This window comes from Paenibacillus cellulositrophicus (assembly GCF_009363095.1).
In the GTDB taxonomy this organism is placed as follows: Bacteria; Bacillota; Bacilli; order Paenibacillales; family Paenibacillaceae; genus Paenibacillus_AQ; species Paenibacillus_AQ favisporus.
On the sequence record NZ_CP045295.1, the window covers coordinates 3,741,465 to 3,767,500 of the forward strand.

General features: G+C 51.3%; 26 protein-coding genes, 2 rRNA genes and 1 riboswitch (1 of these 29 only partly in view). Of the genes, 2 read left to right on the plus strand and 26 right to left on the minus strand.

Annotation, left to right across the window (positions count from 1 at the left end; genetic code table 11):
- Window positions 1-58: 58 nt before the first annotated feature.
- The 13 genes from GCU45_RS16760 to GCU45_RS16820 all read right to left on the minus strand — a co-directional run bounded on the left by GCU45_RS16760 (window position 59) and on the right by GCU45_RS16820 (window position 12,614).
- Window positions 59-1,012, minus strand: coding sequence for a ribose-phosphate diphosphokinase (locus GCU45_RS16760; protein WP_105442434.1), 954 nt, complete (start codon window positions 1,010-1,012; stop codon window positions 59-61).
- A 104-nt stretch (window positions 1,013-1,116) separates the two neighbouring features.
- Entirely contained in the window at window positions 1,117-2,508 is a 1,392-nt protein-coding gene (glmU, locus tag GCU45_RS16765) for a bifunctional UDP-N-acetylglucosamine diphosphorylase/glucosamine-1-phosphate N-acetyltransferase GlmU (protein ID WP_167527275.1), read from the minus strand.
- A gap of 123 nt (window positions 2,509-2,631) precedes the next feature.
- Window positions 2,632-2,916 (minus strand): septation regulator SpoVG, encoded by a 285-nt coding sequence (spoVG, locus tag GCU45_RS16770; protein WP_076176659.1) that lies wholly within the window; start codon window positions 2,914-2,916, stop codon window positions 2,632-2,634.
- 194 nt (window positions 2,917-3,110) lie between these two features.
- Window positions 3,111-3,941, minus strand: coding sequence for a pur operon repressor (gene purR, locus GCU45_RS16775; protein ID WP_152399705.1), 831 nt, complete (start codon window positions 3,939-3,941; stop codon window positions 3,111-3,113).
- A gap of 120 nt (window positions 3,942-4,061) precedes the next feature.
- On the minus strand, window positions 4,062-4,916 hold the full coding sequence (gene ispE / locus GCU45_RS16780) for a 4-(cytidine 5'-diphospho)-2-C-methyl-D-erythritol kinase (RefSeq protein WP_105442436.1): 855 nt from the start codon (window positions 4,914-4,916) through the stop codon (window positions 4,062-4,064).
- Window positions 4,917-5,182: 266 nt separating this feature from the next.
- Window positions 5,183-5,362, minus strand: coding sequence for a small, acid-soluble spore protein, alpha/beta type (locus tag GCU45_RS16785; RefSeq protein ID WP_076176656.1), 180 nt, complete (start codon window positions 5,360-5,362; stop codon window positions 5,183-5,185).
- Between the two features lie 134 nt (window positions 5,363-5,496).
- Window positions 5,497-5,772, minus strand: a complete 276-nt coding sequence (veg, locus tag GCU45_RS16790) for a biofilm formation stimulator Veg (RefSeq protein WP_076176655.1) — start codon at window positions 5,770-5,772, stop codon at window positions 5,497-5,499.
- 237 nt (window positions 5,773-6,009) lie between these two features.
- Window positions 6,010-6,909, minus strand: a complete 900-nt coding sequence (gene yabG, locus GCU45_RS16795) for a sporulation peptidase YabG (protein WP_152399706.1) — start codon at window positions 6,907-6,909, stop codon at window positions 6,010-6,012.
- A 56-nt stretch (window positions 6,910-6,965) separates the two neighbouring features.
- Window positions 6,966-7,856, minus strand: coding sequence for a 16S rRNA (adenine(1518)-N(6)/adenine(1519)-N(6))-dimethyltransferase RsmA (gene rsmA / locus GCU45_RS16800; protein ID WP_152399707.1), 891 nt, complete (start codon window positions 7,854-7,856; stop codon window positions 6,966-6,968).
- A complete protein-coding gene (gene rnmV, locus GCU45_RS16805; protein ID WP_076176653.1) occupies window positions 7,853-8,407 on the minus strand; it encodes a ribonuclease M5 in 555 nt (184 codons plus the stop codon). Before rnmV ends, rsmA begins: the two co-directional genes overlap by 4 nt.
- A 226-nt stretch (window positions 8,408-8,633) precedes the next feature.
- A complete protein-coding gene (locus GCU45_RS16810) occupies window positions 8,634-9,803 on the minus strand; it encodes a resuscitation-promoting factor (RefSeq protein WP_152399708.1) in 1,170 nt (389 codons plus the stop codon).
- A 270-nt stretch (window positions 9,804-10,073) separates the two neighbouring features.
- Window positions 10,074-10,300: riboswitch (cyclic di-AMP (ydaO/yuaA leader) on the minus strand.
- 204 nt (window positions 10,301-10,504) lie between these two features.
- Window positions 10,505-11,275 carry a TatD family hydrolase gene (locus GCU45_RS16815; protein ID WP_116234472.1) on the minus strand — a complete coding sequence of 257 codons (771 nt, stop codon included), beginning with the start codon at window positions 11,273-11,275 and terminating at the stop codon, window positions 10,505-10,507.
- Between the two features lie 58 nt (window positions 11,276-11,333).
- Window positions 11,334-12,614 (minus strand): HD domain-containing protein, encoded by a 1,281-nt coding sequence (locus tag GCU45_RS16820; protein WP_089549468.1) that lies wholly within the window; start codon window positions 12,612-12,614, stop codon window positions 11,334-11,336.
- A 323-nt stretch (window positions 12,615-12,937) separates the two neighbouring features.
- Between GCU45_RS16820 and GCU45_RS16825 the strand changes: the two genes are divergently transcribed.
- Window positions 12,938-13,192: an AbrB/MazE/SpoVT family DNA-binding domain-containing protein gene (locus GCU45_RS16825; RefSeq protein WP_036712714.1), complete on the plus strand. Its 255-nt coding sequence runs from the start codon at window positions 12,938-12,940 to the stop codon at window positions 13,190-13,192.
- 304 nt (window positions 13,193-13,496) lie between these two features.
- On the opposite strand, the gene rsmI is transcribed toward GCU45_RS16825, so the two are convergent.
- The 10 genes from rsmI to GCU45_RS16875 form a co-directional block, all read right to left on the minus strand.
- Window positions 13,497-14,381: a 16S rRNA (cytidine(1402)-2'-O)-methyltransferase gene (gene rsmI, locus GCU45_RS16830; protein WP_152399709.1), complete on the minus strand. Its 885-nt coding sequence runs from the start codon at window positions 14,379-14,381 to the stop codon at window positions 13,497-13,499.
- Entirely contained in the window at window positions 14,378-15,145 is a 768-nt protein-coding gene (locus tag GCU45_RS16835; protein WP_076176648.1) for a tRNA1(Val) (adenine(37)-N6)-methyltransferase, read from the minus strand. The genes rsmI and GCU45_RS16835 overlap by 4 nt, the downstream gene beginning before the upstream one ends.
- Window positions 15,146-15,256: 111 nt before the next feature.
- The gene (yabA, locus tag GCU45_RS16840) at window positions 15,257-15,622 is read right to left on the minus strand and encodes a DNA replication initiation control protein YabA (protein ID WP_076176647.1); all 366 of its coding nucleotides are present in this window, start codon (window positions 15,620-15,622) and stop codon (window positions 15,257-15,259) included.
- Window positions 15,623-15,651: 29 nt separating this feature from the next.
- Window positions 15,652-16,452: a PSP1 domain-containing protein gene (locus tag GCU45_RS16845; RefSeq protein WP_076176646.1), complete on the minus strand. Its 801-nt coding sequence runs from the start codon at window positions 16,450-16,452 to the stop codon at window positions 15,652-15,654.
- A 45-nt stretch (window positions 16,453-16,497) separates the two neighbouring features.
- Window positions 16,498-17,472 (minus strand): DNA polymerase III subunit delta', encoded by a 975-nt coding sequence (gene holB / locus GCU45_RS16850; protein WP_152399710.1) that lies wholly within the window; start codon window positions 17,470-17,472, stop codon window positions 16,498-16,500.
- 139 nt (window positions 17,473-17,611) lie between these two features.
- Entirely contained in the window at window positions 17,612-18,055 is a 444-nt protein-coding gene (locus GCU45_RS16855; protein WP_152399711.1) for a YaaR family protein, read from the minus strand.
- Between the two features lie 15 nt (window positions 18,056-18,070).
- Window positions 18,071-18,400, minus strand: coding sequence for a cyclic di-AMP receptor DarA (locus tag GCU45_RS16860; protein WP_036712689.1), 330 nt, complete (start codon window positions 18,398-18,400; stop codon window positions 18,071-18,073).
- A 173-nt stretch (window positions 18,401-18,573) separates the two neighbouring features.
- Window positions 18,574-19,203, minus strand: a complete 630-nt coding sequence (gene tmk, locus GCU45_RS16865) for a dTMP kinase (RefSeq protein ID WP_105442447.1) — start codon at window positions 19,201-19,203, stop codon at window positions 18,574-18,576.
- Window positions 19,200-20,879: an aminotransferase class I/II-fold pyridoxal phosphate-dependent enzyme gene (locus GCU45_RS16870; RefSeq protein WP_208837054.1), complete on the minus strand. Its 1,680-nt coding sequence runs from the start codon at window positions 20,877-20,879 to the stop codon at window positions 19,200-19,202. The genes tmk and GCU45_RS16870 overlap by 4 nt, the downstream gene beginning before the upstream one ends.
- 308 nt (window positions 20,880-21,187) lie before the next feature.
- Window positions 21,188-21,373, minus strand: a complete 186-nt coding sequence (locus tag GCU45_RS16875; protein ID WP_076176641.1) for a sigma factor G inhibitor Gin — start codon at window positions 21,371-21,373, stop codon at window positions 21,188-21,190.
- Window positions 21,374-21,583: 210 nt separating this feature from the next.
- Here GCU45_RS16875 and GCU45_RS16880 point away from each other — a divergent pair, with 210 nt between their 5' ends.
- Window positions 21,584-22,108, plus strand: a complete 525-nt coding sequence (locus GCU45_RS16880) for a hypothetical protein (protein WP_152399712.1) — start codon at window positions 21,584-21,586, stop codon at window positions 22,106-22,108.
- A gap of 101 nt (window positions 22,109-22,209) precedes the next feature.
- On the opposite strand, the gene GCU45_RS16885 is transcribed toward GCU45_RS16880, so the two are convergent.
- From GCU45_RS16885 to GCU45_RS16895, 3 genes are all read right to left on the minus strand, one after another.
- Entirely contained in the window at window positions 22,210-22,626 is a 417-nt protein-coding gene (locus GCU45_RS16885) for a hypothetical protein (protein WP_076176639.1), read from the minus strand.
- Between the two features lie 421 nt (window positions 22,627-23,047).
- Window positions 23,048-23,164 (minus strand): 5S ribosomal RNA (gene rrf / locus GCU45_RS16890).
- A gap of 58 nt (window positions 23,165-23,222) precedes the next feature.
- Window positions 23,223-26,036 (minus strand): 23S ribosomal RNA (locus GCU45_RS16895); it runs 118 nt beyond the window's last position.

Sequence of the window (26,036 nt, forward strand, 5' to 3'; positions counted from 1 at the left end):
GTTATATTTCCTGGAGCCAGGAAACATAACCCTCTCTTTGCACATACCTTCCCTTGCCTTATTCGATTTCGAACAGCTTGCTGATGGACAATTCCTCATGCACACGGATGATGGCTTCACCCATCAACGGAGCTACCGACAGAACTTTGATCTTCTTGCTCGGCTCCGGATGCGTAATCGGAATCGTATCCGTTACGATGACTTCGCTGAGCGGAGAATTCTCCAGGCGTTCCATCGCCGGGCCGGAGAAGACGGGATGCGTACAGCAAGCATACACTTCCTTGACGCCGCCTTCCATTAGAGCATTGGCCCCAAGCACAATCGTGCCGGCCGTGTCGATAATGTCATCGATCAAAATGGCCGTTTTGCCTTCGATGTGACCGATGATGTTCATAACTTCACTTACGTTCGGTTCCGGACGGCGTTTATCAATGATGGCCAGCGGGGCATTCAGGAAATCAGCCAGTTTTCTGGCACGAACCACACCACCGTGGTCAGGAGACACAACAACCGGATTCTCGATTTGCTTGGAACGGAAATACTGGGCCAGAATCGGCACCCCAAGCAGATGATCAACCGGAATGTCGAAGAAGCCTTGAATCTGCATGGCATGCAGGTCCATCGTGATGACACGGTGGGCACCCGCCTTCTCAATCAGATTCGCAACCAGCTTAGCGGTAATCGGGTCACGGGAACGGGCCTTACGGTCTTGACGCGCATACCCATAATAAGGGATTACGACGTTAATGCTCTTCGCAGAAGCACGCTTCAGCGCATCGACCATGATCAGCAGTTCCATGAGATTGTCATTTACCGGACCGCATGTCGACTGCACGACATAAACGTGGCAGCCGCGAACGCTCTCCGATAATTTCACCTGAATCTCACCATCACTGAAGCTGGTCGTATGCGAATCCCCCATGGGGATGCCGATATAATCCGCAATTTGCTGTGCGAGCTTCGGATTGGAATTGCATGTAAATATTTTTAACTTCGAATCACAATAAGTCATAGAATTAAAACCCTCCGTGCTGGTTCATTGAAATTCTGGCCTGCCTCCATGCCGCTTGAAACCATGTATCTCACACTTCCCGATAAGACGGGGACGCTTTACGTTTAAACCTGCTGCTTGCTTTCCTTCTTGGCTTTGGCCTTGGAGCGAATTTTCTCGGCATACCCAGGTTTATTCTCCTGGCGTTTTCTGGCGATGGCCAGGTCATTTTCAGGAACCGATTGGGTAATCGTCGAGCCCGCGACCACGTAGGCTCCTTTGCCCACTTTCACCGGAGCCACAAGATTCACATTGCTGCCGATAAAAGCATCATCTTCAATTTCAGTCATAAACTTATTATACCCATCGTAGTTGACCGTTATCGCACCGCAGCCGACATTGACGTTCTTGCCTACCGTCGCGTCGCCGACATAGCTTAGATGCGATACCTTGGAGCCGTTATCGATCGTTGCATTTTTCACTTCCACAAAATCGCCGATCTTGACGTCTTCCCCAAGCTTGGATTTCGGACGCAGATATGCGTAAGGGCCTACCGATGTTCTAGAACCCACTTCTGCCTGATCCAGCACCGAATGCTTGATCGTCACGCCGTCGCCGATGACGGAATCGCTGATATCGCTCTGCGGACCGATCACGCAATCCTCACCGATAACCGTTTTTCCCTTCAGTACCGTGCCGGGATAGATCACGGAGTCGGCTCCAATGGTCACGTCGGCACCGATATACGTTGAAGCGGGATCAATGATCGTAACGCCGTTCAGCATATGACGGATATTAATGCGTTCCCGCATTAATCCTTCAGCCTCTGAAAGTGCACGGCGGTCATTAACGCCGATCGACTCAGCGTAGTCGTCGGTCACATAGCCGAGAACGGTTTCTCCCTCGCCTACAAGAATCCCGATCACGTCCGTTAAATAATATTCCTGCTGGACGTTGTTGTTCGTTACCTTCTCCAAAGCGGCAAACAATTTCGCATTATCAAAAACATAAGTGCCTGTATTGATTTCACGAACCGCATCCTCTTCCGGCGTGCAGTCCTTCTGTTCAACGATACGTAGTACGCTTCCGTCCTCGCTGCGGATCACGCGCCCGTAACCCTGCGGCTGGTCCATATAGGCAACCAGTACGGTGGCGGCAGCGTTGTTGCTTTCATGCAGCTGCGTCAGTCCCTGCAGTGTCTCGGCCGTGACCAGCGGAGTATCGCCGCAGATGACAATGGTCGAGCCCTCTTCCGAGCCCAGTAAAGCTTTGGCCTGCTTCACCGCATGGCCTGTACCAAGCTGCTGCTCTTGCAGCACGTATTCAGCGGCCTCACCCAGATAAGATTGGACAGCCTCTGCCCCGTGGCCAACGATGACAATGCTCCGTTCGCAGTTCACCTGTTTGACGGTATCCACCACGTGCCCAACCATCGGTTTGCCACAGACGGGATGAAGCACTTTGTATAGTTTGGATTTCATTCGTTTTCCCTGCCCTGCGGCAAGAACAATCGCCATTCTTTTCAAGGATCTTGACCTCCTACTCTAGAACTCGCTCAATACTGAATATATCGTATTATAAGCAAAAAGAAAAGAGAGCCATAGTCCTGGCCCTCCTTTCCTTGAACCCCAATTGTAAACTTAAGCGCCTTCCTCGATCACTTCTTCTTCACTGGCAGCGCGTTCATATTCCGCCAGGACGGCCGTTTGAATCTTCTCCCGGGTGCCGGAAGAGATTGGGTGGGCAATGTCGCGGAATTCTCCATCCGGAGTGCGTTTGCTCGGCATAGCAACGAACATTCCATTGTTTCCATCGATGACCCGAATGTCATGAACAACAAATTCGTTATCAATGGTAATGGATGCGATTGCTTTCATTCTCCCCTCGGAGTTAACGCGGCGGAGTCTGACATCCGTAATTTGCATGTGTGTGTTCACCACCTTTTTCCATCAGAGACTTGGTGTATAATTCCACACAGCATGCGCGAAATCCTCTTTTTTAAGTTAACAAAATGTCCTAAAATCAGGAATTTTTTTATAAGAATGTGAGTGTCGACAGACTTCGGAACTATTCGCCGATAAAATATTTTTATCGACAAAATCCGCAGACCTCTTCAACGTTAAGACGGATCAAAATAATTCCCCGGGCTCACAAATATTTCTTTCGTCTTTGGATCGACCGCCGTCAGTGTCGCCAGGGACACATAATCGTGCAGGAGCCGCTCCTCTGATTCCACCGCTCCCGACTCGACCAATACGCCTACGCCTGCGACTTCGGCATCAAATTCGTTCAGCAGATCTACCATGCCCTGGATGGTGCCGCCTGCCTTCATAAAATCGTCCACGATCAGGACGCGCGACTTTTCCTTCAGCGCCCGCCGCGAAAGGGACATCGTGTGGATGCTCTTATGTGATCCCGACACGTAATTGATGCTCACGGCAGATCCTTCCGTCACCTGATGGTCCCGGCGTACGAGAACAACCGGCAGGTTCAGCTGGGCCCCGGTGGCGTAAGCCAGCGGAATCCCCTTGGTCTCCACGGTCATGACCACGTCGATGTCCTTGCCGGAGAATGCAGTGGCAAAAATCTTTCCCGCCTCGTTCATAAGAGAAGGCTGTCCCAGCAAATCGGACATGTACAAATACCCGCCGGGCAGAATACGGTCCTTCTGCTGAAGCTGGGAACAAAGATCGTTCGCAAACACCAGCGCCTGCTCCTTCGGCATTTTCGGAATATATTTCACGCCTCCGGCGGCCCCGGCCAGCGTCAGCAGGTCCCCGATGCCTTCCTCCTCAAACACTTCCTTGATAATAACCAAATCTTCGCTGATCGAGGACTTGGCGGCTCCGTATCTATCGGCAAATGTGGTGAGCGGGATCAATGTATGCGGTCTGGACAAAAGATACTGCGTCATCTCCACCAAACGCGCGCTTCGCTTTAATTTTTTCACGAAATACTCCTCGCTATCGCTGTATTCATCGGAATCTAAAGCAAAATCACCCAGAAAATCCGAATATTATAGTAAGAATATATCATTTTTGTACGGATTTGTACAACATGGTTGGCGAAGTTAGGTCAATAGGCGCACCGCATACACTTCTTTGCAAAAGCCCCGCAGCCCGTTATAGATCCGTGCCACCTTCGATTCCTTGTACACCAGGCCGAATACGGTCGGCCCGCTGCCTGACATCAAAGCCCCGTCTGCGCCGAGACGCAGCATCCCTTCCTTCAGCTGCTGCACTTCGGGATGCAGCCTCAGCGTCACATCTTCCAGCACGTTCCCCAGGCGGCTGCATACGCCATGAAAGTCCCCCGCTTCGATCGCGCGGATCATTCCTTGGGCCGACGGATGCTCCTTGACCTGCGCCGCTCTGAACTTGCCGTAGACCTCCGCGGTCGATACGTTAATCGGCGGTTTGGCCAAAATCACCCAGCACTGCAGCGGATTCGCCACAGGCGTCAGCTTTTCACCCCGCCCTGTCGCCAGTGCGGTACCTCCAGTGACGCAGAACGGAACGTCCGATCCGAGCTCCGCACCCAGCTTCTGCAGCTCCTCTACCGGAATGTTCAAATTCCACAGCCGGTTCAGACCACGCAGAGTGGCGGCGGCGTCGCTGCTTCCTCCGGCCAGGCCTGCTGCTACGGGGATCTTCTTATCCAGATGGATATGCACCCCGCTCTTGACGTCATACCGGTCCTTAATCAGCCTTGCGGCCTGAAACGCCAAGTTCTTCTCATCCAGCGGTATGTATCCCGCCTGGCTTGAAATAATAATCGTATCCCGGGGCAAGGCCGACATCTCCAGCCGGTCCGCCAGGTCAACCATCGTCATAACCATTTCCACCTCATGGTACCCGTCTGGCCGTTTATGTAATACATCCAGCATCAAATTGATTTTGGCTGGTGCTTTTTCGTAAATTTTCAAGGCGTTCACCCACCCTCAAGATTCCCTCTATCTGGATTGACACAAGCCGCTTCGAATCCTTGGGCTCAATCCGAAATCCGGAATGAACCTCAAGCATTTTTTCTCTTGGGCTCAATCCAGAAATCTGCAACTTCAAATCATTATATCAAACTGAACCAGTCAAGTCATTTTCCGTTTACAGACAAAGGGCGGAGCGGACACAGCCTTGAATTCAAAAACGGAGAGCCTCCCGCTTGGGAGGCCTCCGCCGGCATTGCTGGTGTGAATCAGGATTTACGTGCGGCGGCCTGTTCGGCGAGCTGGATCGCTCTTTTTACCATGTTGCCCGCATCCTTGGCCTTAATACCTCCCCAGCCTTCCTGCTGGACGGTTTCGTAAAATCCCAAATCCTTAGCCAGCTCATTCTTCAGCTCATCCGACATGACACTGCGGCGTCTGCGGCTCATGAACATCCTCCTTTGGTTCCATCGGAATTAGGCTGCTACCATAAGTATTATCCCGCTCCCGGCCGCTCCTCATTCCATATCCCCCTGCCAACTAAAAACAGCCCTCCATCAGGAAGGCTGTTTTGTCATTAAAGTTACGCTTTCTCCAACTCGATCCGGGTGCCGGTATTATCATCGCAAATAATAACCTCCACGGATTCCGTAAGAATATCGGCATAGCTGTATGAAACACGTTTAAAGGTTTGATGCTCTTGATCCAATTTCACAATAAAAACAGATGGGTACGTTTCTTCCAAAACACCAGTACGCTCGACGGTCTTGCGACGACCACCGTTAGCCCGAAGCGAAATCTTCTGACCCACGTGAGCTTCGAGATTGCGTTTGATTTCCAACAGCGTATTTTTAGCCATTGTCGACGACCACCTCTTTCCTTGTCCATTATAACTCGAAAAGATGGTTTTGTCAAATCAAAACAATAATTATATCAGCATCAATTTTATGTTGTCAACGAATTTTTTTGCGGATCCCCAGCTCATTTCTGCTTACACCCGGATAACAACAAAAAACCGCAATCTGCCGGCAGATTACGGTTCCTGCATTTCGTTATGCTGTCTGGTCAAGAGCTTTGCATGGCATTTCCGGACATGTTAAATGGCCGACGGCGTCACTTTAAGCTTGGTTAAGTCGTTCAGCCGGGGCAGGCCGATGCGGTAGCTCCCGCGGGTTTCAATGCCCCCGACGCCCTGCGTGCCGCTGATCGTATTGTGAAGCACATCCGTCATGTTGATCGTATCTCTCACCGATGTAAACGACGCCTTGGCGGCAACATATACCGGATCCAGGGCATGAATCAAGATGCGCCCCGGGGAGCTGGCAAAGTTGGCTCCGGCCTGCAGCAGCGCCTCAAAGTGCGACTGGCATGCACCGGCGATAATCGTCATCTGATCGTAATGGCGCTCAAACTGGCGCGCCACCTGAATCGCCCTGACGAAGTTCTGCGAGTTTTTATAGCTGTTCAAGCTATACAAATCATGATTCTGGCGATGCTTCAGTACGCCGTCATGACCCGTGATCACCACGATATCCGGCCGGACCCGAGGCAGCAGCCGGTACAGGGCGTCCGCCATCCCCGCCTCATTCACATAATGGCCCTCGGCCGGAACCCGAAGCTGCTCATACAGACTCAGGCTCTTTTTCAAATAATTCGGATCTCCATCCAGATGAAGCACCTTCCCGGGGACTTCGAAATAAGCCGGCTCAGCTGTTCCCCATTCCCCGCTTCCGCTCAAGGTGGCCTGATTCCGCTGGGTCTGCTCCTGACGGTGACGTTTCAGTAAACTGAGCGACTCGTTTGCTCTAATATTTGCTTTCTCGGTTTTTTCGCTTATCGGCGCATAAGGAACCCTTACCAGATCATCGAGCGGAGAATCCGCCAGAAGTCTGAACTCCGTTCCCTTAATCACCGCTTCGTCCCTGCGCAAATCCTCGACGCGGAACGCGATATCGCCGCCGTAGGATCTGCGCACGACCAGGTCTCCAATATTCATGAACATCACCCCTACCCCATGGTATGGGCGAATCCCCCTATTGGTTCATCTTTTGTTTAATTTAAGCCGATGCCTTCCTTCCGCAGCAGGTTGCTAAGCACGGCATATTCCTCAATGCTGAGCGTCTCGCCGCGGCGGGACGGGTCGATTCCCGCTGCCTGCAGCAGCTGATCCAGACGTTCCCGTCCCTCCGTGGGGAAGAAGCGGCTCTTCAGATTGTTCGATATCGTCTTCCGCCGCTGAGCGAACGATGATTGTACCACCTCGAAGAAATGCCGCTCATCGTCTACCGCAACCGGCGGCTGTTCCCGCACGGCCAGACGGATCACTGCCGATTCCACGTTCGGCTGCGGAATGAATACCGTCTTGGGCACGATACACACCAGCTCCGGCACGCTGTAATACTGCACGGCGATGCTCAGGCTGCCGTAGTCCTTCGTGCCCGGGCGGGCGGCCATCCGGTCCGCCACCTCCTTCTGGATCATCACGACGATGTTCTCCAGCGGGAGCCGCTCCTCCAGCAGCTTCATCAAGATCGGCGTCGTCACATAGTACGGAAGGTTGGCCACAACGCTGACTTTGGATACGCCGGCAAAATTGCTCTTAAACAGCGCAGCGAGGTCCGTCTTCAGTATATCCCCATGATGAACCTTTACGCCGGGGTATGGAGCAAGAACCTCCTCGAGGATCGGAATCAGCCTCTGGTCGATCTCAACCGCCGTGACGGCCCCTGCCTGCTGGGCCAGCTTTTCGGTCAGGGCGCCGATGCCGGGACCGATCTCCAGGGCACCCTTGGTGGAATCAAGTCCGGCCGCATCCACGATTTTATTCAAAATATTTTGGTCGATCAAAAAATTTTGCCCCAGGCTCTTCTTGAATGAAAAGCCGTGGCGCTGGATAATTTCTTTGGTTCGCCTTGGTGTGGCGATATCGTCCATGCCGTTCACGTTGTCCGGCCTCCTTCATCTTCGATACGGGCAAGCGCATCCGCGAATTCTTCGCGGGATATTTGAAATATAGCGAGTCGCTTATAAAATTGCTTGCCGTTGCAGTAGCCGATACCGAGGAGGTTGCCCATCGCCATCCGCCGGGCGGCGGCATCCGGATGCACCAGCAGTCCCGCCTCCATCAGGTCCTCCATGTCGATCTGGCTTTCCGCCCCCTCATAAGAGGTGTGAACCCGCTCCAGGGCTCTGCGGATCGCCGCAGGCGAGGCGTTCTCCACACCGATATCCCCCTTACGGGTTGCGTCGGCCTCCGGGATAAACGCATGCTTGCAGCCGGGCACCTTGGCCGAAATGATTTTGCGGATTCTTTCGCCGGCGTGGTCCGGGTCCGTTAGCACAATGACCCCCCGCCGCTCCTGAGCCAGCGCGATTCGCTGGAGTATACGCGCATTGATGGCGGAGCCGCCCGTCTCGATCGTATCGGCATCCACCGCCCGCTTCACGGCCACGGTATCATCCCGGCCTTCCACGACAATGACTTCTTTAATCATGATATCCTGTCTTCCTTTCGAGTACATTATACCCGTCAATGCCGCCGGACAGCCAAGTCCCTGCAAGTGGGCATAAACGTGATGCCTGTTCAGGTACTTTGCGGGGTCCCGGTATAGACAAACTGCTGTAAATTAACAACAAAAAGAAGAGGAAAGCTCCTCTTCTTTAGCATGACATTTTCATGATCATAATACTATAACATTAGAATGGCAAAGTAAAACGAAATTAGTTCAGCTCCGGTTTGACCGGACCGATCACGTACACCTTAAGGCCGGATTTACGGCCAAAGTTGCGTGCCTGCTGGACGGAATCGTAGTATATATCGATTTTATTTCCCTTAATGGCTCCGCCGGTGTCTTCCGCACGACGGAAGCCAACGCCTTCAATGTAAACCCACCATCCCAAAGGAATGACGCTTGGATCAACCGCAATCGTGCGGCCTTCTGTGACGCGTGTTCCTGTGGCGGTGCGTGTGCCGACTCCGGACTCGCCAGACGAATAAGCGGTCATGGATACTTTGATCAGCTTCTTGTAGGAAAAGTCAACGCCGGCCTTGCTGACCCGGTTGTTACTGCTGCTGCTGACCTTCTTCACCTTGGCAGGGGTAGAAGAAGCTTTGGCAACGGCTGTTTTGACTTCGGTCACTACGGGAACAGGCTTTTTCTTCGTGCCGACGGCAATGACCGTATCCTTGGTCACCGTCTGCACTTTTTTGCCCACCATCTTCATGGACACCAGCTTGCCGTCTTTGTACTTCTTCTCAATGTACTGCACCATGACGCCAGGAGATCCCTGCTGAATCACCCGCGACTCGCCTTTGTAAATGCTGGGGTCGGAGGTTTTGACCACCCGGAAGGGGAGGGATTCATGACGCTGTACCACTTGTTTGTTCATCCGGACGATCCGGATGTCCGTGTTGGTGGAGACCGCCGTTTCGACAGCCGGAGTGACAATGTCTGTTTCCTTGACTTTGACGCCGGTTTCTTTCAGCACGTCACCGACCGTCTTGGCCGTTGTATACAAATGCTTCGTTGCACCATCAGCCGTCACCTTCACAGGACTCGCGCGGTCGATCACGACCTTGTCGCCGTCGGATATAGCCCCGCTCAGCGGCATCGATATTTGGTCCTCGGGTTTCAGACTGATTTCTTGCTCATCCAGCATTTCTTGAAGTAAAGATGTATTGGTCTGTACAGATTTCATTTGACCGTCTACTACCAAATAAACTTGTTTTCGCGATTGACTGTACACGAGCAGCAAGATCATCAGGGTAACCGCGATTGAAACGATAGCTGCAGTGGAGATCTGGCGCAAATTCTCATGCTTCCATCGCAATGCGTAAGACATGCTGGAGATTTTTGAATCATGGGTCTTCTCTGGTTGGAAAACGCCCACTTTCTCGATCCTCCTTCATAGCCTCGCCGTCTAGAGTTATGCATGATTGTATTTGACGCGACTATACTCAATTTTTTACAAGAACCCACAGAAAGCATGCGTTCTTGCACCATGAACCAATCTCTCCATCATGATTTGTCACCTCCTGTTATACAACAGTATGATGACTGCCTCTCCTTTATTCAAAACAAAAGAAGCCGATAGAAAAGAGCTTACGAGGACTCTTTCGTGGCTTCCGGATGTCTGAATATCGGAATTGTCATGCACGAGGGTACCTCTCTTTATCCGCTTACGGGGTTAGCTGTCGGGTTCGGGCGAAAGAGAGCCGCCCTATTCGCGTCCTTACGCTCATGGCGTAAAGCCGTTCAATTCACCCCAGAGACCCAAGAAAGAAATCAAATACGCTTGCGAGCATGGGACCGCTTCCGGTCTGTCATGACCCGCTCCAGTATTGGTTCCCCCGTTCTCCCATGCGGGAGACTCAGCGAGACTGGTTCATGAAGCTGCGAAGGTAAGACCTTAACGACAGCTCAATGATTCACTGAAAAGATGATATCCTGTTTTGATGCATGTTGTAAAGCGGTAATCAACCACGTTTATTTGAAAAAGTGGTTAAAAAAATGTAATATTCGGCGTTTTGTTTGTTAAAATTCTTTAATCATTCGCTCATGCTCATTTTTTCGGCTGTTTTTCTCCCGATTTCACACAATTCCAAATCGTTCCAGCCCATTTTGGGTGGTAATCTGGGCAATTTCCTCCAGGTCAACCCCCTTAATCTGGGCTGCCGCTTCAGCGACCAGACGGACGTTTGCCGACTCGTTTCTCTTCCCTCGGAAGGGGTGCGGTGTGAGATAAGGGGAGTCGGTCTCGATGAGCAGCCTGTCCATCGGAACCTGAGCCAGGACCTCTTTGGGGACTCTGGCATTCTTGAACGTAATCGGTCCGCCAAACGAAAGATGGAAGCCCATATTCAGGCACAGCTTCGCGGTTTCCCAGCTCCCCGAGAATGAGTGCATGACGCCGCCGACCTCGCCGGCCTTCTCTTCCCGTAATATTTTCACAATATCCTCATGGGCGTCCCGGTTATGTATAACAATTGGCATGTTGAGCTCTCGGGCCAATCCGATCTGCTGGCGGAGGACCCGGTGCTGCACATCCTTCGGCGAGGTGTCCCAGTAGTAATCCAGTCCAATTTCACCGATGGCCACCACCTTGGGATGACTGCATAAGGATGCAATCCACTCCAGATCGCCTTCCTGCATAAAAACGGCGTCCTGCGGATGCCAGCCTATGGCCGCATATATAAAATCATACGTTTCCACCAGCTTCATCGTCGATGGGATCGTCTCTCGGTTAAAACCAACGTTGATCATCCGGGTTACACCGGCTTGTACGGCATTGTCAATGACCCGCTCCCGGTCCTCGTCGAATTGTTGCGCATCCAGATGGGTGTGCGTGTCGAACAGTTCCATGAATTTGAACTCCTTTCTTGTCGGTACCACATGTTCCTTTTCGTACGGCATTTTGTCATTAAAGCTTGAAAATGCGGGAAATCGAAGGAGAAAGATCGGTTATCGCCTTTTCCAGTTTGTCTTCCGGATAATACAAGTGATATTTCCCGCGGTGAATGCCGCTGATGGAGCGGACAATATCCGACACCTCGGATATTTCCCGCAGCTGCTCCTGGCGGTCGAGCAGCAGGATCTGTTTCTGGCTCGACTCGTCACCCGGACGAAATACATCGTAAGGAAGATCGGTCGGAAAATCAATCTCCAGATCGTATTCTGGGTTCATTCCGGCTTGTCCAAACTCCCGACGGATTTCATCGATCATTTCCAAATCGACGGAGTCCATTTCTACATATTTATACAGTTTGCGGTGCATAAATCGGGTGCACAGCTCGCTGAGTATGCGGTCGTCCTCATAGGACCACTGGAGGAAGGCCGTTTGAATCAGCGCCTCGTCCAGCTTCAGATAAGCTTGCACGTCCAGTTTGTCTTCAAAGAGCTGCGGCAGCGGCTCGACCATAAAGCCAAATGGATAACCATCCTGGTACAGCTCCTTGGCCCGCCGGAAAATTTGGCGCAAAATAATTTCTGAACTGCGGGTTACCGGATGGAAGTAAACCTGCCAGTACATCTGGTACCTGGACATTAAATAATCCTCCACAGCATGCATCCCGGACTCTTTGACCACCACTCTGCCCTGATAAGGACGGAGCATCCGTAAAATACGGTCAATATCAATCGTGCCGTAGTTCACCCCGGTGTAATAGGCATCCCGAAGCAGGTAATCCATCCGGTCGGCATCCAAGGGGCTCGAAACGAGGTTCACCACAATCGGTTTATCATAGGTCTTCGCGATGACGGCGGATACCTTGTCCGGGAAGTCCGGGGCAATCTCGCTCAATATATCATTCACTTCCGTATCTCCGGTGACAATCCGACGCGTCCAGTCTTCATGATTCATATGAAAGGCCTCTTCAATCGAATGAGAAAAGGGGCCGTGTCCCAGGTCATGCAGCAGCGCCGCACACAGCGTCAGCAGCCTCTCTTCTTTCGGCCAATCCGGATATCCGCTGCGCTCAAATTGCGAAATAATCCGCCGTGTAATCTCATATACCCCTAAAGAATGGGAGAAACGGCTGTGCTCCGCTCCATGAAACGTCAAATACGAGGTTCCAAGCTGCCGGATCCGCCGCAAACGCTGAAATTCGGTTGTATTAATGAGCCTCCAAATCGTGGAGTCCTGGACGTGAATATAATTGTGAACCGGATCTTTAAAAACCTTTTCCTCACTTAGTGGGTTCATGTTCAGGTCAACTCCATTCATTTTGTGAAATTCGGGTTGTTAAGTGTTTTAATTTTGAAATATTTTTGACAATTAGTGTCGATACATGTCGAAATAAGCAGAATTAAGGTTTTCCAAATCGACATTATACTACCAAGGCGATATAATTGGAAAAGAATCCTGATATGAGTGATTTCCTAGCTGTTATGCTATTTGTAAGGTTATTGAACCAAATTTACTGGTTGACTGTTTTGGGAATCGTTGGTATTATTGATATCATTAAAGAGAGAACGTTGTCGAATTATGACATTTTAAAACTATGGCGAGAGGAGCAATGATCAGTTATGATGAAATCAACTGGTATTGTAAGAAAGGTAGACGAACTGGGTCGGGTAGTTATCCCCATTGAACTGCGCCGTACCTTGGGCATTGGAGAGAAAGACGCACTTGAGATTTACGTGGACGGAGAACGTATTATGCTCAAGAAATACGAACCGGCCTGCATCTTCTGCGGCAATGCCGAGAATGTTACTTACTTCAAAGGAAAAATTGTTTGTCACGATTGCATATCAGAAATCCCAACACCTGTGACAAATTAAGATTTTTAGTATATAATAAGAGTAATTCAAATTGTTAATTCTAACCTTTTTCATATCTCCTTGGTGTCTCCTCGGCTTAGAACCCGGCCGTGGGAGGCATTTTTTTTGATTGTCGGCGATATGACCGCTCCAAGGAGAAGAGAAGCAGCCGCACGACGTCCCACCCCGGCTGCTTCCATTTTGCCACAAATTCCCTAACCTCGGAAAAACTTTCATCCCTATAAAAGGCGACTGTTTTTTCAAAAATGTGGTTTACCCACCAAATCTCTCTCTTCTACCTACTGCTCCCTCACCACTGCATTTATTACAATAGCGCGTTATATACATCTCTTTTGGAAACGCCGCGGTCGGCGGCTGCCTTCTTCATGGCGTCTTTCCTTGGCAACCCTTCCCCTTCGTAATGCTGCACATGCTCTTCCACGGTCATCTCCTGCCACCAAGCATCCCGCTGCTTCTGCTCCTCCTTCGGATCCGCGCCTTCCAGTACGAGGCAGTATTCGCCAATCGGAGCATGCTCCTCCAGATACTCGAGGCACTCTTCAATGGTTCCCCTGACAAACTCCTCATATCGCTTGGTCAGCTCACGGGCAAGCACAATTCTCCGATTGCCGAGAATTTCAAGGATGGCCTTGAGTGTCTTCATTACCCGATGAGGCGATTCGTAAAACAGCAGCGTTCCGGATGCCGCCTGCAACGGCTCCAGCACCGCTTGAATCTCTTTGCGTTCCCGGGGAAGAAAACCGATAAACGTAAAGCGCTCGGTCGGAAGTCCCGACACGATCAGGGAGGATAACGCAGCATTGGCACCCGGGACCGGAATAACGGAAATCCCTTGTTCCAACGCCAGCTGGACGAGATCGGCCCCGGGGTCGGAAATCGCCGGCAGACCGGCATCGCTGACAAGAGCCAAATTTTTTCCTTCTATTATATAGCGTATTAATTCGGGTCCGCTTGCCGCCTTATTATGCTCATGATAACTGAACAACATCGACGGGGAAATGTCGAAATGGGTGAGCAGCTTGCGCGTCTGCCTTGTATCCTCTGCGGCGATGATGTCACAGACCTTTAGCGTGTTTACCGCCCGAAACGTCATGTCCTCCAAATTGCCGATGGGCGTGGCCACCAGGTATAACGAACCCGGCGCGCCCTCTTCTTTTTCCTGAAAACTGCTTTGTATGCTCAGACTCATTCTTTTCCCTCTTTAGCTCCGTAGTAAATATCCAGAATTTCCGGACAATAGCTGTTATTCTCATTATATACAATGAGCGGCGGCAGCAACCGCACCTCCGGCTTGCCCTCCCTCATCGCCTCGACCAGCACCATATTCGCCTCCAAGTGGGCCCTCGGATGAACAAAGCGAATCCGTTTCGGCTCCAGCCGATGCTGCCGCATCAGTGATATAATGTCTGCAAGCCGCTGCGGCTTATGAACCATGCTGACTTTCCCGCCGGGCTTTACCAATCTGAAGCAGGTCTGAATAACCTCTTCCAGGGTGCAGCTGATTTCATGGCGGGCGATCGCCTGGTGAGGATTCAGCTTGATATCGCTGCCGTTCAGCGGCATATAGGGCGGATTGACTGTAATGGCGTCATATACGCCGTGCCCGGTCTCCTTGTGCAGCTCCCGCAAATCGCCTTCGCGGATGAGAACCCGGTCATTCAAGCCGTTCAGCTCCACGCTCCGCCGGGCCATATCCGCCAGACGGGGCTGAATTTCAATACCTTCGATGGCCGCCGCGGTACGGGTGGTGAGCAGCATCGGAATGACACCGTTGCCCGTACACAGGTCGAGCACTCTCCCCTTGGCCGGAATCCCCGCGAAACGTGCCAGAAGCACCGCATCCATGGAAAAGCTGAACACTTCGTCGCTTTGGATAATATGCAAATCATGCGTCAGCAGATCGTCGAGACGTTCCGTCGGCCGCAGGCTTACCTGTGATTTATCAATTTTCATTCTTCATTTTCCTTCTCTGCAGCATAGGGTAACCTTCCTTGTTACTTTACATAAAACCATTGTAAACCATAAAAACATTGAAAAAAAACCGTAGGGAGTTATCCTACGGCTTCATTTATTCAGAAAAGACAGGCAGAAAAGGCAATCGCCTTCTGTGCGCAAATGTCCATAATAGACGTTGCATATATGGAAACCTTCGTGATACAGCCTCGCGAGGTTGTCGTATCCTTCCCCCACCACGTCCTCGATCTCATGCTCCTGCTCTGCTGTGGCATGGGCCGGTTGTGGCAGCGGGGATCCTTCCTCCGGTATGGCTCCTTTTAATATTTTGCGCAGCTGCTCATTCTCCAGGCTCAGGCGGTTGTTTTCCTCCAGCAGCTCTTTGATGAGAAGCTTCATTTCACCCAGATCACTGTGAACCTGCTCCATTTGTGTTTCCATCTCTTGAATGTGTGCAAAAATATTTTTCTTTTCCAAGTTTCCACCCCGAAAGTAACCTCTACGGTTTACTTGATGACAACATCATCCAATGGCAGTTCCTTGACCTTGCTGATTTCAAACAGCTGGACATGGACGCTTCGGCTGCCGGCATTGATACCGACCACTTTGCCTTCTCCCAACGATGTGATGACGATTTTGCCTACTGATGGCAGCTCTTCCTTCACACTTTCATAATTATCATGCTCATATTTCAGACAGCACATGAGTCTTCCGCACAAGCCGGAGATTTTGGTCGGATTCAGCGACAAGCTCTGGTCTTTAGCCATCTTGATGGATACAGGCTCGAAATCGCCGAGCCAGGACGAACAGCAAAGGATGCGACCGCATGGGCCGATACCGCCCAGCATCTTGGCTTCGTCACGTACACCAATTTGTCTAAGCTCGATCCGAGTCCGGAAAATACCGGCCAGATCCTTGACGAGCTCGCGAAAATCCACTCTTCCCTCAGCCGTAAAATAAAATATAATTTTATTTCGGTCAAACGTAAATTCCACATCCACCAGCTTCATCTTGAGGCCGTGATCGCGGATTTTATTTAAACAGGTGGCAAAAGCATCCTTGGCGGCCTGCTTGTTCTCTTCCACAACCCGTGCGTCAGAATCACCGGCGATCCGGATGACCTTCTTCAGCGGGAGGACCACATCGGATTCCTGCACCTCTTTTTTTCCAACGACAACCTTGCCGTATTCGATACCGCGCGCCGTTTCGACGATAACGCTGTTATCCTTCTCAATCGGGAAATCGAGCGGATCGAAGTAATAAATTTTGCCCGCCTTTTTAAAACGGACACCCACTACACTGTACAAAAACTAACCCCCTTATATGCCAGAGACCATTGGCTAGCCTTGAAGCTATCCTTCCAAACCGATTAAAAACTGTTCAAGACAGAGTTGGCTATTCACATTGTAGCGCAATTTCTTCCTGCATTCTGCGGCTAAATCCATATAGGAGACCCATTGTGCCGTGCTGCGGGTTAAAGCATGTGTAGACAAAAAGTCCAACTGATCTATGAAAACGATACTTTCGTGCTTACCGTACTGGACGTGAAGCATATCTTTGAACCACAAATGAAACAAATTAAGCAGTGTATCCAAGTGATCGGATAACCCGGCTTTGAACACCTTCTGCCCTGCGGTCACCAGAGCGGAGCTGCCTCGGCCTAGAGCTTCCTTCCCTAATTGTAACACTACGTTTCTAATTTCTGCAAACCAATTCTGCTCCATCAGCTCGCGGCATCCGTCCAGTCCCGACAATAGGTGAACGGCGCATCTGGCAAGCGGTGAAGGGTATCCTTCATCCACCAGCGTCTGCAGCATCAGCCCGGGGCTGAGCGGGGTAAAAGGCACCAGCTGCGCGCGCGACTGAATCGTTGGGAGCAGAGCCTGTCCATTCTCCGTGATCAAAATCGCCACGGCCGGAATGGGCGGCTCCTCCAGAAACTTCAGCAGGCTGTTGGCCGCCTGCACGGTCATCGTATCAGCCTGGTCGATAATATATACCTTCGGATTCTTTGATTCCGAGCGATAGGAAAAGACCCGCTGTAAGTCGCGGATCTGGTCGATTTTGATAGACGATCCATCCGGAGCAAGGAGATGAAGATCGGGGTGATTGCCGTGTTCTACTTTGCGGCATTCGAGGCATTGCCCGCAGGCGTCGTCCTCAAGCGTAGTACAGAAGAGTGCTTGGGCAAACGTCCGGGCCGTCTTCATCTGCCCGCTCCCCGCTGGACCGCTGAATATATAAGCATGGCTGACGGAGTTTCGGCGAAGGGCGTTTTGCAGCATTTGCTTTGCCGCATCCTGACCCGCAATATCTGCAAAAGACATATTTCCTCTCTTCCCAATATCGATGGACCGGAAGACGGATCGCCTGGCCGGCACATCGATGTTACAATACGGCATTCTATCTATACCTATAGTTTATCATGTACGAAGGGCTTTACCTATTCCTATTTCTTCTAATCTGTCAGAACATCAAATTAATCAGCATACCGCGGATTTCCCCAATCCGCTGCAGCAGCTCGATTTTTCCCTGTTCGCTCTCCAGCATATCGTCGGCCAGTCCCAAAAGGGCCGAGTCGATTTCATCAATCAGATTGTAGCGCTTGCCCCGGCCTCTGCGGTCCCAGCCACGAGCTTCCTTCATCCGGACTCCACGGCGGACCGTATCCTCCAGAAACCGTTTGACCAGCATACGGTATGCCTTCAACTCGCGGATTGTCATCGATCTAGCGAGACGGTCTCCTTGCAGCTGAATCTCTTTAAACCGGCGGTCAAGCTCTTCCTGCGATACCTTCTCGCCGTGCTGCTGCATGATATCGGAAAACGATTTGGGCTGAATCTGCTTCGTATTGCCCTCGTTAATCTGCAAATCGCTCTTTAGGGGTCTGAACCCCGGATTAATCTTCAATGGATATCTCCTGCCTTAAAAATGTTCGAAACGGTCAACCGGCAGAACGAACACGGTAGCACCGCCGACCTGAACCTCTACGGGGAGCGGCAAATATGAATCGGTCGTACCGCTCATCGGGGTTACGGGAGTAACGAGCTGTTCCCGAACTTTACAGCTGCTGCGGATGACGTTCATCACGGCTTCAACCTGGCTGTCATCTACCCCGATCATAAATGTGGTGTTACCTGCCCGCAAGAACCCGCCGGTACTCGCCAGTTTCGTCGCCCGGAAGTTCGCTTTAACCAGACCTGCCGACAAACGGTTGCTGTCCTTATCCTGTACAATCGCAACGATCAGTTTCATCTTGCATTCCCTCCTCGCTTATTTAGACCTGCCCATCCATATAGATTGAACCAAAGTAAGATGTAATAAACTTTTAAAATAACATATGTCCACATTTGCATCATTAATTTAGTTCATTCTATATAGCTGCAGGCTGCTACTGTACTTATTTGACAAAGATCCTCAAAAATCCTTTAAAATCGCTCCTGAAGCACACGGATGATATCCTGTTCCACGGCAGACTGCTCTTTGGAAGCATCAATGACGACGATGCGCTCCGGATAACGGGATGCGATGATATGATAACCTTCCCGTACTTTCTGATGAAAAGATAAACCTTCAAGATCAAGGCGGTTGACCTCACGTCCCTGATTTGCCGCAATCCGCTGCAGTCCGGTTTCCGGCTCGATATCCAAATAAAAGGTGAGATCCGGCATCCGGTCATGAATGGCGAATTGATTAATGGCCCACACTTCATCCATGCCGAGTCCGCGGGCATATCCTTGATAAACCAGGCTGCTGTCGACGAATCGGTCGCAGATCACTGTGAGGCCTTTCTCCAGGGCAGGCTCCACCTTTTCAGCAAGATGCTGTCTTCTTGAAGCGGCATACAGAAGCGCCTCGGTTCGGGCATCCATGGCCGTATGGGACGGATTCAATATAATTTCCCGAATCTTCTCGGCAATTTCAATGCCTCCCGGCTCTCGGGTCATCATATATGGGACGGCGAGCCGGTTAAAATATTCACCAATTTTTCCGATCACGGTTGTCTTCCCGGACCCTTCGCCTCCTTCCAGCGTAATAAATGCTCCTGGACCAGTCATAATTGGCTTCCCTGCTTTCTGTTTTTCTTATATACCATAATAGTTAGTAGATTCGGATCTGCCGCCCCCTGGCACTTCGCTCCCGCATTGGACAGGACGCGAAGCCTTGCTGCCGTATCCTCGGTGATCCGCTCTCCCGGATACAGAAGCGGGATTCCTGGAGGATACGGAATGATCATTTCTGCAGCGGTTCTGTCCGCGCAATCCTGAAGAGGAACCCTCTCGGTATCTTCAGTAGGTATGGGCTGCAGGCCGAATGGAATGGGCTCTGAGACGGTGGCCTGGGCTAAAATGTTCCACGTGGAAAATTCGGCAGGGCTGCTTTGCGACTTGGGCAGGCCGGACGCTCCCGTTAGACTTAAATCTTCTTCCGCCTCCGCCTGAACGGAATGGCGGCTTTCAGCTGCCGGTGAGGCATCTGCTGATCTCTGGGCGTCCGCCTTCTCTACAGTTATATGCCGGAGGGCATCCAGAAGGTGACGGGTGTCTTCCTCGGTAGATCCCAAGCTGTACACCAGGACGACGTATCGGTCATCGCTCATCTCCGGTACGCAGCCATACACCTCAAGCCGCTCCTGCAGCTCATAGCCGCTCAGGACGCCGGTGACGTCATAAATGACGACCTTGAAGGGGTCCTGCGTGGTGTATGCGGCTGCCGGAGGGCGGATGGCCGCCTGCGCAGTGCTGCCCGCCGATGCTGCGCCGGCGGCGTCTTGGGGCTGCTGCCCCTGCGGTTGCAGCAGCTTGAAGCGCGGCAGGTCCGCCAGGCCGCGCACCAGGGCGTCCACGGCGGCGAGCCCCGCCGTGAAGGCGCCGGCGCCCTGCACATGCAGCAGGCGCCGGGCCAGGTCCAGCGAGCCCATAATCGGGTACGATGGGCTCGAGCTCTGCACCATGGTGAGCCGCTGGCGGAGCAGGCCGCGGTCAATCCGCGGCCCTTGGACGTGCAGCATGGCTCCCATGGTGAGCGCGGCCAGCATTTTGTGCGTCGACTGTACGACGCCGTCTGCTCCGCTGGCCAAGGCACTTCCGGGCAGCCGCGGATGCTGCCCGTAGTGGGCGCCGTGCGCCTCGTCCACCAGCAACGGTACCCCTTGCTGGTGGCACGCCTCCGCAAGCGGCGCCAAGTCGCTGCCCATGCCGTAATAGTTCGGCATGGTGACCAGCACGCCCTTGGCCTGCGGATAGGCAGCCAGGGCGGCGGTGACGGTCTCTGCAGACGGGGCTACTGCCAGTCCGCTGACCGGATCGGGCTTCGGCTGGATAAAGACCGCCTTCGCCCCCGCCAGCATCAGTCCATGGATCACCGATTTATGGACATTCCGCTGGACGATCAGCAGATCCCCCGGCTTGCTGCAGACCGTCAGAATCAGCGCAATATTTCCGGATGTGCTCCCACCGACCAGGAAGAAACTCTCCTCGGCTCCAAAACAATCCGCCGCCAGCGCTTGCGCCTCCCGGATCACGCCCTCCGGGTGATGCAGATCGTCCGTCCCTGTGATTTCGGTCAAATCCGCCTGCAGCACATCCTGCAGAAATCCGGCTCCCCCGGATTCGGTATAGGCCTGTCCTTTTTTATGTCCGGGTACATGAAATGAAGAATAGGCTTTATCTTTCATCTCCTGCATCATCTCGTATACAGGTGCACGTTCCTTGTTCAAATGTTGCTTTTTCATCCCCAGCCATAATCCCTTCCGGTTTCAATCTCTACCCTATTTTATCGCATATTGAATCATCCGGCTAACGGTCACCGTATAAAGTCACTAGAAATAGTGGGTCATTTACTTCGATAAATGCACAATTTACGCAACAGCTTGAAAAGAAACGTCTACCGATGTACATTCGTGGTAGCCAGACCAAATGTATCAGCTGTTTCTATTGAGAACCAGGGGCGGCTGAGTCCCCGCAGCTTTTACGTGCTTATATCCTTTTTCTATGCAAAAAAGGGACAGCTTCCCGCTGTCCCCCTGTACAAAATACCTGCTTACGCGTTGGTCTGTAAATTGATTTGTCTCATCTGATGGATAAAATAATGATATTTGGCGTCTTCGGCATTTGTATGCACCATTTCACATTCGCACTCTTCGCAAATAAATTGTGATATAATGGTGATTCCTTCTTCTTTGACTTGCCCGCAAATAATACAGACGTGTTCGGTTTGATTTTCCATCAACCATCCCACCTTATTTCATTAATTACTATCAAGTATGACTCATTTTCTATTATTTTAAACCTTTTCATAGTGGTTTCATATCCCCCTTTGATTCCTTACATACATATTCCCCGCAATCCCCGCGAGTGTCTGTACAGGAATTTTAAAAAAAGTCTTTCAATCAGCCGATATATGAATTAAAGACCTCTAGGAGGTGGAGCGTTCTCCATGCCGGATGAGAATCAAGTTAACGCAACCTTTTACCACTATAAATTAATCAAAAAAATACCGGTTTCCCGGCTGCTCGTGCGCCTATATCTGCTTCTTCCCTACATAGCTGTGATTTCATTCATGATCGTCATTTCCTGGACCAGCTGCTTCTATTTTGTTCTCGCCGCACCGGTTATGCTCTGGATTCATTATGTTATCTCCCGATCGGTTCTGCTGTTATCAGGAACACCGTTTCGTAAACGATGGAAATTTTCGCTGCGGCTGCCTTGGCTCGGGTATATCACCGATCAACATATCAGCTACCGCCTGTTTCGGAGAGTCTATATCTATATCACTGGATTTGGCCTGCTCCTGCTGGCTGTGATCATGTTTTGGTCACCGGTTCCCTTCACACTGTCCTTGCTGTTCTGGCATCTGTGGTTCCTGCTTCCGCAATATTATGCTTTTCTTCGTTTATTGAAGCAGCGTAAAGACGGTATGATTAAACTGAACGCACAGGACATCTCCTATTATCAGCAGTAGCCACTCGTCATCATTATGATGAACTTGAAGGCCCCTCTTACATAGAGGGGCCTTTGGCTTGTACGCATAATTAAAAAACCCGCATCCTTGGATGCAGGTCACTATAAATCGGTATCCACACTTTCAACTGTCGCCTTCCCCTTAGTTAAAACGGTCACCGTAAAATAATCTTTATGAATGGTTAAGTTAATTACCCGGCTTTGCTTCTCAAAAACGTGCGAGTTCCCTTCGGCCTCCTCCGTTTTTTCCTTCCAGCCCCACTCTTTAATCTTATTCAAGTAAGCTTCCGGAATCTGCTCATCTTCCTTGAGGCCTTTCATCGAGTAGCGTACATAGTCTAATTTAGAATTACCGGATGTCCGATCAGTACGGTTCGCTTCCTTCGGTACCGGAAAGGTTTTATCGTTCGCAGCTCCTTCAAAGGATGTCCACGAGGGCTCACTTTTCATGCAGCCGGTAAGCAGCAAACAGACGACTCCAAACACAAGAAGAGCATGCAGCCACGGTCTATTGAGCATGTATGTCCTCCTTATATCGCAAAAGTAATAATTATTCAGTTTTCTTAGGCACCCCCAAACATGTACATAACATATTATACTGACTACTTCTGTGCTGTCGGTAACAAAAATGTTACTTCGTTTAGAGAGTATACAAGCCTTATGCATGATAGCGAATAGGCAACTGCGGTGTCTCGATCTTTTCTAATGACAAAAGATTCATAAACCCATATCATGTCCATTCCGATCCTATGTTCTCAAGACTTCCCTAACGGCCAATTTTATCATGCCGCCTAGTCTACAGGATGCATTCCATGAATAAAAAATTCAATCCTTCTTGTTAATGAATACGACAGGATCTGTTTTTCATAACCCATTTCCTCTCATAAACATAATTAAAAACAAAAAAACCACCGTTGATATTCATCAACAGTGGTCCTTCGCTTGGCAACGTCCTACTCTCCCAGGACCCTTCGGTCCAAGTACCATCGGCGCTGGAGGGCTTAACGGTCGTGTTCGGGATGGGTACGCGTGGAACCCCTCCGCTATCGCCACCAAACATTCAAGTGTTTGATCACTTGAAAACTAGATACGAAACGAATCTGCGATTTAATTTATTGGATAAGCCCTCGACCGATTAGTATTGGTCAGCTCCATGCATTGCTGCACTTCCACCTCCAACCTATCTACCTCGTCGTCTACAAGGGGTCTTACATACTGGGAAATCTCATCTTGAGGGGGGCTTCACGCTTAGATGCTTTCAGCGCTTATCCCGTCCGTACGTAGCTACCCAGCCATGCTCCTGGCGGAACAACTGGTGCACCAGCGGTACGTCCATCCCGGTCCTCTCGTACTAAGGACAGCTCCTCTCAAATTTCCTACGCCCACGACAGATAGGGACCGAACTGTCTCACGACGTTCTGAACCCAGCTCGCGTACCGCTTTAATGGGCGAACAGCCCAACCCTTGGGACCTACTTCAGCCCCAGGATGCGATGAGCCGACATCGAGGTGCCAAACCTCCCCGTCGATGTGGACTCTTGGGGGAGATAAGCCTGTTATCCCCAGGGTAGCTTTTATCCGTTGAGCGATGGCCCTTCCATGCGGTACCACCGGATCACTAAGCCCGACTTTCGTCCCTGCTCGACTTGTAGGTCTCGCAGTCAAGCTCCCTTCTGCCTTTGCACTCTTCGAATGATTTCCAACCATTCTGAGGGAACCTTGGGGCGCCTCCGTTACTCTTTAGGAGGCGACCGCCCCAGTCAAACTGCCCACCTGACACTGTCCCCATACCGGTTTACGGTACCAGGTTAGAACCTAGATACGATCAGGGTGGTATCCCAACGGCGCCTCCACCCAAGCTGGCGCTCAGGTTTCTTAGGCTCCCACCTATCCTGTACAGATCGTACCCAAATCCAATATCAAGCTGCAGTAAAGCTCCATGGGGTCTTTCCGTCTTGTCGCGGGTAACCTGCATCTTCACAGGTATTAAAATTTCACCGGATCTCTCGTTGAGACAGCGCCCAAGTCGTTACGCCATTCGTGCGGGTCAGAATTTACCTGACAAGGAATTTCGCTACCTTAGGACCGTTATAGTTACGGCCGCCGTTTACTGGGGCTTCGGTTCACAGCTTCGGGATTACTCCCTAACCGCTCCCCTTAACCTTCCAGCACCGGGCAGGCGTCAGCCCGTATACTTCGCCTTGCGGCTTCGCACAGACCTGTGTTTTTGCTAAACAGTCGCTTGGGCCTTTTCACTGCGGCCCCCTCGTGCTATTCACACTACCGGGGCACCCCTTCTCCCGAAGTTACGGGGTCATTTTGCCGAGTTCCTTAACGAGAGTTCTTCCGCGCGCCTTAGAATTCTCTTCTCGCCTACCTGTGTCGGTTTGCGGTACGGGCACCTTCACCTGGTTAGAGGCTTTTCTTGGCAGTGTGAGATCATGACCTTCGGTACTATAATTTTCCCTCCCCGTCACAGCCCAGCCTTAATAGTGTGCGGATTTGCCTACACACCAGCCTCACTGCTTGGACGAGCATCCATCAGCTCGCGTCACTACCCTCCTGCGTCACCCCATCACTCATAACGGTTTACGGTGGTACAGGAATTTCAACCTGTTGTCCTTCGATTACGCCTGTCGGCCTCACCTTAGGTCCCGACTTACCCTGAGCGGACGAGCCTTCCTCAGGAAACCTTGGGCTTTCGGCGGATCAGATTCTCACTGATCTTTTCGTTACTCATACCGGCATTCTCACTTGTATACGCTCCAGCACTCCTTACGGTATACCTTCAACGCTGTATACAACGCTCCCCTACCCCTGATGCATACGCATCAAGCCATAGCTTCGGTGGTGTGTTTAGCCCCGTTACATTTTCGGCGCAGAGTCACTCGACCAGTGAGCTATTACGCACTCTTTCAATGGTGGCTGCTTCTAAGCCAACATCCTGGTTGTCTGTGCAACTCCACATCCTTTCCCACTTAACACACACTTGGGGACCTTAGCTGATGGTCTGGGCTGTTTCCCTTTTGACAATGGATCTTAGCACTCACTGTCTGACTCCCGGTTACAAGTCTATGGCATTCGGAGTTTGACTGAGCTTGGTAACCCTTGCGGGCCCCGCACCCAATCAGTGCTCTACCTCCACGACTCTATTCACCGAGGCTAGCCCTAAAGCTATTTCGGGGAGAACCAGCTATCTCCGAGTTCGATTGGAATTTCTCCGCTACCCCCACCTCATCCCCGAATTTTTCAACATTCGTGGGTTCGGGCCTCCAGTGCGTGTTACCGCACCTTCACCCTGGACAGGGGTAGATCACACGGTTTCGGGTCTACGTCCACGTACTCAAGTCGCCCTATTCAGACTCGCTTTCGCTGCGGCTCCGGCTTCTCACCTTAACCTTGCACGGGAACGTAACTCGCCGGTTCATTCTACAAAAGGCACGCCATCACCCATAAACAGGGCTCTGACTTCTTGTAAGCACACGGTTTCAGGTTCTATTTCACTCCCCTTCCGGGGTGCTTTTCACCTTTCCCTCACGGTACTGTTTCACTATCGGTCGCTAGGGAGTATTTAGCCTTAGCAGATGGTCCTGCCAGATTCATACGGGGTTTCACGTGCCCCGCACTACTCGGGATCCGTCTCGGAGGGAACTGACTTTCGGCTACAGGGCTTTTACCTTCTATGCCGGGCCTTTCCAGACCTCTTCGCCTAACCAATTCCTTTGTAACTCCATGTGAGACGTCCCACAACCCCGGCCAGCAAGCTGACCGGTTTAGGCTGCTCCGCGTTCGCTCGCCGCTACTGACGGAATCACTCTTGTTTTCTCTTCCTCAGGGTACTTAGATGTTTCAGTTCCCCTGGTATGCCTCAATCTGCCCTATGTATTCAGACAGAAGTGACTGACTATTACATCAGCCGGGTTTCCCCAT

Coding starts and splice junctions, on each gene's coding strand:
- GCU45_RS16760 (WP_105442434.1), bottom strand. CDS start 1,012: ATGACTTATTGTGATTCGAAGTTAAAAATATTTACATGCAATTCCAAT.
- glmU (WP_167527275.1), bottom strand. CDS start 2,508: ATGGCGATTGTTCTTGCCGCAGGGCAGGGAAAACGAATGAAATCCAAA.
- spoVG (WP_076176659.1), bottom strand. CDS start 2,916: ATGCAAATTACGGATGTCAGACTCCGCCGCGTTAACTCCGAGGGGAGA.
- GCU45_RS16785 (WP_076176656.1), bottom strand. CDS start 5,362: ATGAGCCGCAGACGCCGCAGTGTCATGTCGGATGAGCTGAAGAATGAG.
- veg (WP_076176655.1), bottom strand. CDS start 5,772: ATGGCTAAAAATACGCTGTTGGAAATCAAACGCAATCTCGAAGCTCAC.
- yabG (WP_152399706.1), bottom strand. CDS start 6,909: ATGAATATTGGAGACCTGGTCGTGCGCAGATCCTACGGCGGCGATATC.
- rnmV (WP_076176653.1), bottom strand. CDS start 8,407: ATGATTAAAGAAGTCATTGTCGTGGAAGGCCGGGATGATACCGTGGCC.
- GCU45_RS16815 (WP_116234472.1), bottom strand. CDS start 11,275: ATGGAACTGTTCGACACGCACACCCATCTGGATGCGCAACAATTCGAC.
- GCU45_RS16820 (WP_089549468.1), bottom strand. CDS start 12,614: ATGAACCCACTAAGTGAGGAAAAGGTTTTTAAAGATCCGGTTCACAAT.
- GCU45_RS16825 (WP_036712714.1), top strand. CDS start 12,938: ATGATGAAATCAACTGGTATTGTAAGAAAGGTAGACGAACTGGGTCGG.
- rsmI (WP_152399709.1), bottom strand. CDS start 14,381: ATGAGTCTGAGCATACAAAGCAGTTTTCAGGAAAAAGAAGAGGGCGCG.
- GCU45_RS16835 (WP_076176648.1), bottom strand. CDS start 15,145: ATGAAAATTGATAAATCACAGGTAAGCCTGCGGCCGACGGAACGTCTC.
- holB (WP_152399710.1), bottom strand. CDS start 17,472: ATGTCTTTTGCAGATATTGCGGGTCAGGATGCGGCAAAGCAAATGCTG.
- GCU45_RS16860 (WP_036712689.1), bottom strand. CDS start 18,400: ATGAAACTGATCGTTGCGATTGTACAGGATAAGGACAGCAACCGTTTG.
- tmk (WP_105442447.1), bottom strand. CDS start 19,203: ATGACTGGTCCAGGAGCATTTATTACGCTGGAAGGAGGCGAAGGGTCC.
- GCU45_RS16870 (WP_208837054.1), bottom strand. CDS start 20,879: ATGAAAAAGCAACATTTGAACAAGGAACGTGCACCTGTATACGAGATG.
- GCU45_RS16875 (WP_076176641.1), bottom strand. CDS start 21,373: ATGGAAAATCAAACCGAACACGTCTGTATTATTTGCGGGCAAGTCAAA.
- GCU45_RS16880 (WP_152399712.1), top strand. CDS start 21,584: ATGCCGGATGAGAATCAAGTTAACGCAACCTTTTACCACTATAAATTA.
- GCU45_RS16885 (WP_076176639.1), bottom strand. CDS start 22,626: ATGCTCAATAGACCGTGGCTGCATGCTCTTCTTGTGTTTGGAGTCGTC.